7 protein-coding genes are annotated in these 9,633 nt (G+C 69.1%); all 7 read left to right on the top strand.

The genetic code is table 11. The annotated features are described in order from the left end of the window. Positions 1–392: 392 nt before the first annotated feature. Positions 393–1,508: a DNA polymerase III subunit beta gene (gene dnaN / locus Q7W29_09745; GenBank protein ID MDO9172102.1), complete on the top strand. Its 1,116-nt coding sequence runs from the start codon at positions 393–395 to the stop codon at positions 1,506–1,508. Between the two features lie 7 nt (positions 1,509–1,515). Further along, complete coding sequence (locus tag Q7W29_09740; GenBank protein ID MDO9172101.1) at positions 1,516–2,652, top strand: DNA replication/repair protein RecF; 1,137 nt, start codon at positions 1,516–1,518, stop codon at positions 2,650–2,652. Then, complete coding sequence (locus Q7W29_09735) at positions 2,649–3,002, top strand: DUF721 domain-containing protein (GenBank protein ID MDO9172100.1); 354 nt, start codon at positions 2,649–2,651, stop codon at positions 3,000–3,002. The genes Q7W29_09740 and Q7W29_09735 overlap by 4 nt, the downstream gene beginning before the upstream one ends. A gap of 59 nt (positions 3,003–3,061) precedes the next feature. Next, on the top strand, positions 3,062–4,990 hold the full coding sequence (gyrB, locus tag Q7W29_09730) for a DNA topoisomerase (ATP-hydrolyzing) subunit B (GenBank protein MDO9172099.1): 1,929 nt from the start codon (positions 3,062–3,064) through the stop codon (positions 4,988–4,990). A 22-nt stretch (positions 4,991–5,012) separates the two neighbouring features. Continuing rightward, the gene (gyrA, locus tag Q7W29_09725; GenBank protein ID MDO9172098.1) at positions 5,013–7,490 is read left to right on the top strand and encodes a DNA gyrase subunit A; all 2,478 of its coding nucleotides are present in this window, start codon (positions 5,013–5,015) and stop codon (positions 7,488–7,490) included. A 277-nt stretch (positions 7,491–7,767) separates the two neighbouring features. Next, the gene (locus Q7W29_09720) at positions 7,768–8,748 is read left to right on the top strand and encodes an AraC family transcriptional regulator (protein MDO9172097.1); all 981 of its coding nucleotides are present in this window, start codon (positions 7,768–7,770) and stop codon (positions 8,746–8,748) included. A gap of 67 nt (positions 8,749–8,815) precedes the next feature. Further along, positions 8,816–9,633: ATP-binding cassette domain-containing protein (locus Q7W29_09715; protein MDO9172096.1), on the top strand; the 818-nt coding region annotated here is incomplete at its 3' end.

The raw sequence follows: 9,633 nt of genomic DNA, 5'->3' as shown, positions 1-9,633 counted from the left end.
TCAAGGACCTCTTCGCACGCTTCTAGGACGACGCGCCCGGCCGGCCTCCCCGCGGAGGCCGGCCTCGCTTTCCCCCCCCGCGGCAGGGGAGAAACCAGTGGACGGGCGGTGCGCGAAACGTGCACGGACGCGGCCCGGTGGACGACGGGCCGCAAACCCCTGGGTCATCCACGAACCGTCCACCGTCCGCAACGGCGCCGCGGGGCGCTCTTGGGTGTTTCAGGGCGGGAAAGGGGCGGAAACCGGGAAGATATCCACCCTGTCCACCGCTCCTACTACCTCTCCTACTTTATCTATAAAGACTTGAAGAGGGAGAGCGCGGTTCCTATCATGGGCATCCCTCGCGAAGCGGCGCCGCCAGCGGGCACCCACCCAGATCCGGAGGACGACTCTTGAAGTTCACGATCCAGCAGGACGACCTGCAGAAAGCCCTGGCGATCGTCGCCAACGTGGTGGCCAACAAGCCGGTCATGCCCGTGCTGAACTGCGTGCTGCTGGAGGTGGACAAGGGCAGGTTGACGGTCTCGTCGTCGAACCTGGACATGTCCGTCACGACGTCCACCGACAAGGTCGCGGTCAAGGACGGGGGGCGGATCGCCGTGCCGGCGGCCAAGTTCGTCTCCTTCGTGCGCAGCCTGCCCGCGGGCGAGGTCGTCGTCTCGGAGAAGGGCGGCCGCGTCAGCGTCGTGGCCGGCAAGTCGAGCCTCAGCGAGCAGTGCATGGACGTGGCGATGTTTCCCTCGCTGCCCGGCATGTCCGAGGGCGAGGGCCACGAGGTCGAGGCCGGCGTCCTGGCCCGCATGGTCCGCGCCACCAGCTACGCCGTCTCGCGCGACGAGACCCGGCCGGCCCTGCTGGGCATCCTGTGGGAGTTGAAGCCGACGTCCCTGGCCATGGTCGCCACCGACGCCCACCGCCTGGCCCGCATCGAGCGCAAGATGGACTGGACGGTCACCGAGGTGCGCAGCGTCATCGCCGACACCCCGGGCCTGCTGCAGTTCGTGCGCCTGTCCGAGGGCGTCGAGACCGCCCGCGTCAAGTTCGGCGACAACCAGATCAGCTTCCGGCTGGGGGAGACCGTCCTGCACATCCGCCTGCTTGAGGGGCCGTTCCCCGACTACACGGCCGTGATCCCGCAGGCCAACAACCTGCAGATGATCGTCGACCGCGAGGCCTTGAACACCGCGGCACGCCGCGTCTCGATCACCGCCGACCGCGTGACCAGCCAGATCCGCCTGGGTGTCGAGGCCGGTCGCCTGGAGTTGAGCGCCTCGGGCACCGACGGCAGCCGCACCGAGGACGAGATGCCGGTGGAGTTCGACGGCGAGGCCATGGAGATCGGGTTCAACTACACGTACCTGCTGGACGTGCTGAAGAACGTCGGCGCCGACACGCTCCGCTTCTCCCTGCGCGACTCGCAGAGCGCGGCCCTGGTGCGCCCGGAAGGCGATTCCCCGGACGGCGACCTGCTCTGCCTGCTGATGCCGCTGCGCCTGACCTCCGAGTGAGGCCGCCGTGCGGCTGATCGAAGCTTCCCTGTCGGGCTTCCGCAACCTCGCGGAAGCCCGGCTCTCGTTCTCGCCCGGGGTCAACGTCTTCACCGGCGCCAACGGCCAGGGCAAGACCAACCTGCTCGAAGCGTTGAACTACCCCGCCTTGGGCCGCTCCTACCGCGGCGCCCGCGACGAGGAACTCATCGGCTTCGACGCCGACGCCGCCCGCGTCGAGGTCGCGGCCGAGACCGAGAGCGGCCACCTCGAGAGCTACGAGTACGGCCTGGAGCGCGGGGGCGGGCGCCGCCTGCGCGTGGCCGGCGAGCCGGTGCCGCGCAAGGCGGACCTGGTGGGCCGCCTGGCCACCGTGGTCTACGACCCGCAGACCGTGACGCTGGTGCGCGGCGCGCCGGAGGGACGGCGCCGCTACCTCGACCAGGGACTCTGCGGCCTGGACCACGCCTACTTCGTCGCGCTGCAGGCCTACAACCGCGCGCTGAAACAGAAGACGAGCCTGCTGCGGGACGCGGCGGCCGGCGGCCGCGGACGCGCGGGCCTGCGCGACGACCTGCGGGCCTGGAGCGACGAGATGGCGCTGCACGCGGCGCCCCTGATCCGCGATCGCGCCCGCTACGCGCGCGAGCTCGGTCCGGTGGCGCAGGACGTGCTGGCCGGGTTCACGGGTCGGTCGGCGACGCTGGAAATCGCCTACGCGCCCGGCCTCGAGATCGCCGAAAAAGAGGCCCCGGCGGCGGATTTAACCCGGGAAATTTCGGCGCTTCTCGACTATATTGGGGAGGCGGAAATCCGGCGCGGGCGCTGCCTCGCCGGACCCCACGCCGACGACCTGGCCCTGTCGCTCGACGGCGTGGATCTCAGGACGTTCGGTTCCCAGGGGGAGACCCGCTCGGTGGCCATCGCGCTGAAGCTGGCCCAGGGAGAACTGGTGTTCCGCAGGAGGCGGATCCGCCCCATCCTCTTCTTCGACGACATCTTCAGCGAGCTCGACCAGGAACGCGCGCGGCGGCTGCAGGAGGCGACCGCGCAGATGCACCAGGTGTTCATCGCGACCGCGCGCGCGGACGACGTGGCCGGCTGGCGGCCGCGGGACGCGCGCCGCTGGACGGTCGAGGCCGGAAGGATCACCGAAGCTCCATGACAGGCGCGCGCGGCAAAGGCAAACCCCAGTCGGTGGGCGACATCCTGCCCGCGGCGCTGGCGGCGGCCGGCCTGGGGCGGCGCTTCGCGGAGCGGTCCGTGCTGGAGGACTGGGCGCAGATCGCCGGCGAGCGGGTCGCCGCGCACAGCCGCGCGGTGGACCTGCGGGACGGCGTGCTCGTCCTGGACGCGGACCACGGCGCCTGGCGCCAGGAGCTGACGCTCCTGTTCCCGACCATCGCCCGCAAGTACAACGAGCGCCACGGCGAGGGCACCGTGCGCGAGATCCGGTGGCTGCACCGGGACCGCGCCGCCGGCTACCGCGGCGACGCGGGGAAACACCAGCCGTAGGGTTACACCGGCCGCGCGGTACGGAAACCGGCGGCGACGCCTAGGAGAGGTGACGGGCGATGAGCGCAGCGTCCCAGGAATACACCGCCAACGGCATCCAGGTCCTGAAGGGCCTCGAGGCCGTGCGCAAGCGCCCCGCCATGTACATCGGCGACACGGGGCTGCGCGGGCTGCACCACCTGGTCTACGAGGTCGTCGACAACTCGATCGACGAGGCCCTGGCCGGCTTCTGCCGCGAGATCACGGTCTCCATCCTGCCCGGCGACGCCGTGCGCGTGGTGGACGACGGCCGCGGCATCCCGGTCGACATGCACGCCACCGAGCACAAGCCGGCGCTCGAGGTCGTCATGACCAGCCTGCACGCCGGCGGCAAGTTCGACAAGGGCAGCTACAAGGTGTCCGGCGGCCTGCACGGCGTGGGCGTGAGCTGCGTCAACGCGCTCAGCTCGCACCTGAAGGTCGAGGTGCGGCGCGACGGCCAGGTCTACGAGCAGGAATACGAGCGCGGCATCCCGGTCACCGAGGTGCGCCCCGTGCGCGCGTCGGAGAGCGACGCCACCGGCACCACGGTCACCTTCCAGCCCGACTTCGAGATCTTCCCCGAGCGCGTCTACAACTACGAGACGCTGCGCTCGCGCCTGCGCGAGCTGGCGTTTTTGAACCGCGGCCTGACGATCCACATCGCCGACGAGCGCCAGAGCCCGCCGCGCGGCGAGCGCTTCAACTACGAGGGCGGCATCGTCGCCTTCGTCAAGTGGATCAACGAGAACAAGACGCCGATCTGCGACGAGCCGGTGCTGATCGAGGGCGAGAAGGACGGCATCCAGATCGAGATCGCCATCGACTACAACGACGGCTACACCGAGAACGTGCTGACCTTCGCCAACAACATCCCCACCCACGAGGGCGGCAGCCACCTGTCCGGCTTCCGGGCCGGCCTCACGCGCACGATCAACGCCTACGGCCAGGCCGAGAACATGTTCAAGAAGGACCTGCCGGCCCTCAGCGGCGACGACGTGCGCGAGGGGCTGACGGCGATCATCTCGGTGAAGATCCCGGAGCCGCAGTTCGAGGGGCAGACCAAGACCAAGCTGGGCAACACCGAGGTCAAGGGGCAGGTCGAGCAGCTCGTCAACCAGACGCTGGGCGCGTACCTGGCCGAGCACCCGACGGCGGCCAAGAAGATCGTCAACAAGTGCATCGGCGCCGCGCAGGCCCGCGAGGCCGCGCGCCGCGCCCGCGACCTGACGCGCCGCAAGTCGGCCCTGGACTCCGCGGCGCTGCCGGGCAAGCTGGCCGACTGCCAGAGCAACGACCCCGCCGAGTGCGAGCTGTACCTGGTGGAGGGTGACTCGGCCGGCGGCTCGGCCAAGCAGGGCCGCGAGCGGCGCTTCCAGGCCATCCTGCCCCTGAAGGGCAAGATCCTGAACGTGGAGAAGGCGCGCCTGGACAAGATCCTGGGCAACGACGAGGTGCGCACGGTCATCACGGCCCTGGGCACCGGCGTCGGCGCGGGCATCTTCGACCTCAGCAAGCTGCGCTACCACCGCATCATCATCATGACCGACGCCGACGTCGACGGCGCGCACATCAGCACGCTGATCCTGACGCTGTTCTTCCGCTACTTCCGCGAGGTCATCGAGAACGGCCACATGTACATCGCCCAGCCGCCGCTGTACCGCGTGAAGAAGGACAAGCTGGAGCGCTACTGCTACACCGAGGACCAGAAGGACCGCCTGGTGGAGGAGTTCGGGGGCGCCAGGGGCGTCTACGTGCAGCGCTACAAGGGCCTCGGCGAGATGAATCCCGAGCAGCTATGGGAGACCACCATGGACCCCGAGAAGCGCACGCTGACGCGCGTGATGCTGGAGGACGCGGCGCAGGCCGACCGCGTCTTCACCGTGCTGATGGGCGACGACGTGGAGTCGCGCCGGCGCTTCATCGAGGAGAACGCGGGCCGGGTCCGCTTCGACAACCTGGACATCTGAGCGGGGCGGGGGAGAAGACGCGATGACGGAGAAGAATTTCGGCACGGTGGTCGAGGTCGACATCAACGAGAAGATGGAGCAGTCGTACCTCGAGTACTCCATGAGCGTCATCATCTCGCGCGCGATCCCCGACGTCCGCGACGGGCTGAAGCCCGTGCACCGGCGCGTGCTGACGGCGATGAACGACCTGAACCTGCTGCCGGGCAAGCCCTACCGCAAGTCCGCCAAGATCACCGGCGACACCACGGGCAACTACCACCCGCACGGCACGGTGTCGGCCTACGACACCCTGGTGCGCATGGCGCAGGACTTCAGCCTGCGCTACCCGCTGGTGGACGGGCAGGGCAACTTCGGGTCGGTGGACGGCGACAGCGCCGCGGCCGAGCGCTACACCGAGGCCCGCATGACCCGCGTGGCCGTCGAGGTGCTGCGGGACCTGGACAAAGACACCGTCGACTTCGTCCCCAACTACGACGGCTCGCGCACCATGCCCTCGGTGATGCCCGCGGCCATCCCGAACCTGCTGATCAACGGCGCCGACGGCATCGCCGTGGGCATGGCCACCAAGATCCCGCCCCACAACCTGGGCGAGATCTGCGACGGCCTGGTCGCGCTGCTGGACGACCCCGACCTCGCGCCCAACGACATGCTGCGCTTCGTGCAGGGCCCCGACTTCCCGACCGGCGGCGTCATCCGCGGCCGGCGCGGCATCGTCGACTACATCAACACCGGCCGCGGCCGGGTGGTCGTGCGCGGGCGGGCCGAGATCCAGGAGGACGCCAAGGGGCGCGCCGTCATCGCCATCACCGAGATCCCCTACCAGGTCAACAAGGCCGCCCTGGTGGAGAAGATCGCGCACCTGGTGCGCGACGGCGTGCTGGAGGGCATCAGCGACCTGCGCGACGAGTCCGACCGCAAGGGCATGCACGTCGTGGTGGTCCTGAAGAAGGACGCCTACCCCCAGGTGGTGCTCAACAAGCTCTACGCGCACACGCAGCTGCAGCAGACCTTCGGCGTGATCAACCTGGCGCTGGTGGACAACCGGCCCCGGGTGATGACGATGAAGGAGACGATGCAGGAGTACCTGAAGTTCCGCGAGGAGGTCGTGGTCCGCCGCACCCGCTTCGACCTGAACAAGGCCGAGGAGCGCGCCCACATCCTCGAGGGCTACCGCATCGCCCTGGACCACATCGACGAGATCGTCGAGCTGATCAAGAAGAGCGACTCGCCGGAGATCGCGCGCGCCGGCCTGATGGCGGGCTTCGGCCTGTCGGAGAAGCAGGCCCAGGCGATCCTGGACCTGCGCCTGGCGCGGCTGACCGGCCTCGAGCGCCGCAAGATCGAGGAGGAGTACCGGGAGCTGTTGGCCCTGATCGGGCGCCTCCAGGCGATCCTCGCCGACCGCGCCCTGCAGCTGCAGATCATCCGCGAGGAGATCGCCGAGCTGCGCGAGAAGTACGGCGACGCCCGCCGCACGACCGTCGAACCGGAGGAGGACGACCTCGACCTCGAGGACCTCATCGCCGACGAGGAGGTCGTGATCACGATCTCGCACCAGGGCTACGCCAAGCGCCTGCCCTCGGACACCTACCGCACCCAGGGCCGCGGCGGCAAGGGCATCACCGCCATGGGCACCAAGGACGAGGACTGGGTCGAGCACCTGTTCGTGGCCACCACGCACCAGCACCTGCTGGTGCTGACGGAGAAGGGCCAGCTCTACTGGCTGAAGGCCCACCAGGTGCCGCAGGCCGCGCGCACGGCCAAGGGCCGGCCCATCGTGAACATGATCAACATCGCGCAGGACGACAAGGTGCACGCGGTGCTGCCGGTGCGGGAGTTCAACCCCGACCGCTACCTGCTGCTGTGCACCGACCAGGGCATCGTCAAGAAGACGTCGCTGGACGACTTCTCGCGCCCGCGCAGCGCCGGCATCCGCGCCATCAGCCTGCTGGACGACGAGCGGCTGGTCGCGGCGCAGCTGACCGAGGGCGACCAGGACGTGGTGCTGGCCAGCAGCGACGGCATGGCCATCCGCTTCCACGAGTCCGACATCCGGCCGATGGGCCGCACCGCCCGCGGCGTCAAGGGCATCGAGCTGAGCCCGGGCGAGCGCGTGGTCGGCACGGTGGTGGTGCGCGACGGCGCCACCCTGCTGACGGTCACCGAGAACGGCTACGGCAAGCGCACGCCGCTGGACGACTACCGCGTGCAGCGCCGCGGCGGCAAGGGCCTGATCACGATCAAGTGCAGCGAGCGCAACGGGCACGTCGTGGACATCCGCGAGGTGACCGACAGCCAGGAGCTGATGGTCATCACCCGCAACGGGATCATCATCCGCATGGCCGTGCGGGACATCTCGACCCTGGGCCGCAACACCCAGGGGGTGCGCATCATCAGCCTCAAGGGCGAGGACGACGCCGTGGTCGGGATCGCCGACATCGAGGCCGACGAATCCATCGACGGCGAGCAGGGCGGCGAGGGCGAGACCGACGGGGCGTGATCGCGCCCCGGACCGTCATTTGACCATTGATGCGGCCGACATTCACAGCGCCGTGACTATTTTTGACGATTTTCAAGATTTCTACACGCAGGCTACGGCCCGACTTCTGGAACTTTGAGGCGTAACCCTCTGAATGAGCGTGCGTTGTCTTTAACATTATTTCCTTGTAGGTTGTCAGGCGTTCCCTTATAATCGTCTTATCATTGTTCAAGTCGATAACGACTCACCTGTGGATTTGCCTACGATGGAGCGTCAGTCACGTGTGGGGGGGACAGTCGTGAAATCCAGACTGGAACCGATCGAAGGAGCATGGAACAGCTTCATTGTTGAGTTTCCGTCCTATCCCAGGCAGCGTCAGGGCGACCAGGAGGCCCTGCAGAAGATCCTCTTCCTGTGCGCCGCCCCCGAAAAGAACCCCGCCGAGCTGTGTTTCGCGTTCTTCGGGCCCCAGATCCTCTTGCGCCCGGTCGTCAGCGGCGACGGGGCCGACCAGACCGAGGGCTCCCGGCTGATCTTCGTCTACGCCGCCGAGATCCCGGCCGATTTCAAGGCCACGATCGAACTGCTCCAGGAACGCTTCAGCGCGCCGATGCTGGTGGCCCAGCGCTCCAACGTCCAGAAGTCGGCCCAGCACGTCCTGGAGTTCCTCCAGGGTTCGGCCGGCCCCGCCCGCGGCGCCCAGCCGCACGCCGCCGCCCACCACGCCGTCGGCCAGGACGCCCTCGGCGCGACCCTCGAGGCCGGCCTGGCGCCCCTGCCCGCCGACGTCTCCCTCTGGGACGGCCAACTGCCCCAGGTGGTCCTGGAGCACGGCGGCGAGAACGGCGAGACCGTCACCGCGACGGTCGAGATCCAGGACTACCGCGCCGAGTACGCCTGCCGCTACGTGCTGCAGAACTACAAGGAGAACATCAACCGCGACCGCATGGCCGAGATGGTCTCGCTGTCGCCGGGCTACTTCTCCAACCTGTTCCGCGTCGAGACCGGCATGAGCTTCAGCGACTACCTGATCCAGATCCGCATCGACAACGCCAAGCGCCTGCTGCGCCGCTTCGACCTGTCGGTGGAGGAAGTCAGCAAGGAGTGCGGCTTCAACAGCCTGGCCCACTTCTCGCGCACCTTCAAGGACCGCTGCGGGGTGCCGCCGCTGAAGTACCGCAAGACGCCGAATCACGAGTCGCCGAACCACGAAGCGCCGAACCACGAGGCGCCGGTCGGCGAGATGGCCGACCTGAAGGTGATGGGTCAGGCGAACTGACCCCCGAGCCACGCGACCGGGCCCCGGACCGAGCTCCGGGGCCCCACCCCCTCTGTTCGCCGGAGCCATGTCCCTCATCTCCCTGCAAAACGTCGACTTCGACTTCGGCCGCGAGCCGATCCTGCGCGGCGCCTCGCTGACCCTGCTCGAAGGTGAGCGCTACGCCCTGATCGGCCAGAACGGCGCCGGCAAGTCCACCCTGCTGAACCTGCTCGCCGGCGAGCTCGAGGCCCACGGCGGCGAACGCCAGGCCGCGGGCGGGGTGCGCGTGCGGCTGCTCCGTCAGTCCTCCTCGCTCACCGCCGGCGCCGACGTGACCCTGAACGTCTACGACACCGTCGCCGCCTCGGCCTTCTCCCGCGAACTGCACCTCGAAGCCGAGCTGGCGCGCCTGGCCGACACGCTGGCCGCGGCGCCGGCCGAACAAGCCGTCGCCATCGCCCACGAGCAGGGCCGCCTGCAGGCCGACTACGAACACCGCGACGGCTACACCTGGCGCGCGCGCCTGGAGCAGGCCCTGGCCGGCCTGGGCCTGCCGCAGGAAGCGTGGCGCCGCGACCCCGGCGTGCTGTCCGGCGGCGAACGCCGCCGCGCCGCGCTGGCGGCCGCCCTGCTGGACGACGCGCAAGTCCTCTTATTGGATGAGCCCACCAACCACCTCGACCTCGACGCCTGCGAGTGGCTGGAGCAGCGCCTGCTGCGCCGGCCGGGCGCGGTGCTCGTGGTCTCGCACGACCGCTGGTTCCTGGACCGCATCGCCACGCGCACCGTGCACCTGCACCGCGCCAAGCTGACCTCCTGGGCCGGCAACTACACCGCCTGGCTGCGCAACTCGGCCGAGCAGCGGCAGCGGGACGAATCCGCGTGGCGCAAGCAGCAGGAGCG

Source organism: bacterium, from assembly GCA_030654305.1.
GTDB lineage: Bacteria > Krumholzibacteriota > Krumholzibacteriia > LZORAL124-64-63 > LZORAL124-64-63 > PNOJ01.
This window is presented reverse-complemented; position numbering and strand designations above follow the sequence as displayed.

What these genes read in the sequence shown, in the direction of transcription:
- Q7W29_09735 (MDO9172100.1), top strand. Translation starts at nt 2,649, where the DNA reads ATGACAGGCGCGCGCGGCAAAGGCAAACCCCAGTCGGTGGGCGACATC.
- gyrB (MDO9172099.1), top strand. Translation starts at nt 3,062, where the DNA reads ATGAGCGCAGCGTCCCAGGAATACACCGCCAACGGCATCCAGGTCCTG.
- gyrA (MDO9172098.1), top strand. Translation starts at nt 5,013, where the DNA reads ATGACGGAGAAGAATTTCGGCACGGTGGTCGAGGTCGACATCAACGAG.